Source organism: Infirmifilum sp., assembly GCF_049970975.1.
In the GTDB taxonomy this organism is placed as follows: domain Archaea; phylum Thermoproteota; class Thermoprotei; order Thermofilales; family Thermofilaceae; genus Thermofilum; species Thermofilum uzonense.
Window position 1 is genome coordinate 1 of sequence record NZ_JBMFLX010000222.1, and the last position, 1,018, is coordinate 1,018.

The following is a 1,018-nucleotide window of genomic DNA, read 5'->3' on the forward strand; positions in this document are numbered from 1 at the left end:
GAGGTCTTCCTCTTGAACAAGGCCGAGTACGTCATACCTAACAGTCTATCCTTACGTGAGAAAGCCTTGGAGTGGGGGGTGAAAAGCGAGAAAGTCACTGAGCCCGCCTATAATGGCGTCGACACGGATTTCTTCAAGCCTCTAAAAGTCCAGAGGCCTAGCGAATTCACTGTGGGCTATGCTGGACGTTTGTCTCCCGAGAAAAGATTCGATGCTCTCGTACGAATAGCCGGCGAACTCAAGGATATAAGATTTCTAATCACCGGGCCAAGACCACCAGAAGCGTCCTTGCCCCCAAACGTGGAATACATTGGCAGACTCCCCTTCAACAGAATGCCCTATTTCTATAACATGATAGACCTTCTAGCCCTTCCGAGCGCTACAGAGAGCTTTCCAAGCGTTATCCTAGAGGCCTATGCTACAGCAAAACCTGTTCTAGCCACGCCTGAGGCTTTCCCACGCGAGTTAGAGGTATACGGCTCTGTAGCACCCCTAGAGAGATTTGCAGAAGAAATCCAGGAGCTCAGAAAAGCAGACCTTCACGAGATAGGCAGAAAAGCTAGAGAATACGTGGCGGAAAAATTCACATGGAAAGCATTCGCAGACACAGTTCTAAAGTACCTTAATATGGCTGCCTCGTATAGTTAATATTAGAGAGACATAGGAACCCTGTTCCCGGGATCCTAAATGAATGCAAGTATATCAATAGTCGTTCCAACCTATGCTCGTATAGAGAGCAAAAAACGTCTGTTTAAAAGTATACTTGACCAGGACATTTCACCTTGCGAAGTCATAGTTGTCGAGAAGGAGTTCAACTGGAACATCATAGCTGAAATGTATATTAAGCCCTACGCGGAGACCCTTCGGTGAGGTTCATGGCCTCCGTCGTGGTGGTTCACTACTCCTTCCACGTAGCTGGAGGGGGAGAGAAACTCGCGGGCTCTCTCGTCAAAGCGCTGCGCGAGAGCGGATTTGATGCCGAGCTCGTCACGTCTAAGCTCGACTCGAGGGTCTACGC

The 1,018-nt window shown here is 49.0% G+C and carries 2 protein-coding genes; both read left to right on the forward strand.

All coding sequences use genetic code 11. The features are described 5' to 3' along the window. On the forward strand, positions 1-648 hold a 648-nt coding region (locus tag ACP5KC_RS10725; RefSeq protein ID WP_428287594.1), incomplete at its 5' end, for a glycosyltransferase family 4 protein. Between the two features lie 39 nt (positions 649-687). Further along, positions 688-870, forward strand: coding sequence for a glycosyltransferase family 2 protein (locus tag ACP5KC_RS10730; RefSeq protein ID WP_428287595.1), 183 nt, complete (start codon positions 688-690; stop codon positions 868-870). Positions 871-1,018: the final 148 nt, after the last annotated feature.

Coding starts and splice junctions, on each gene's coding strand:
- ACP5KC_RS10730 (WP_428287595.1), top strand. CDS start 688: ATGAATGCAAGTATATCAATAGTCGTTCCAACCTATGCTCGTATAGAG.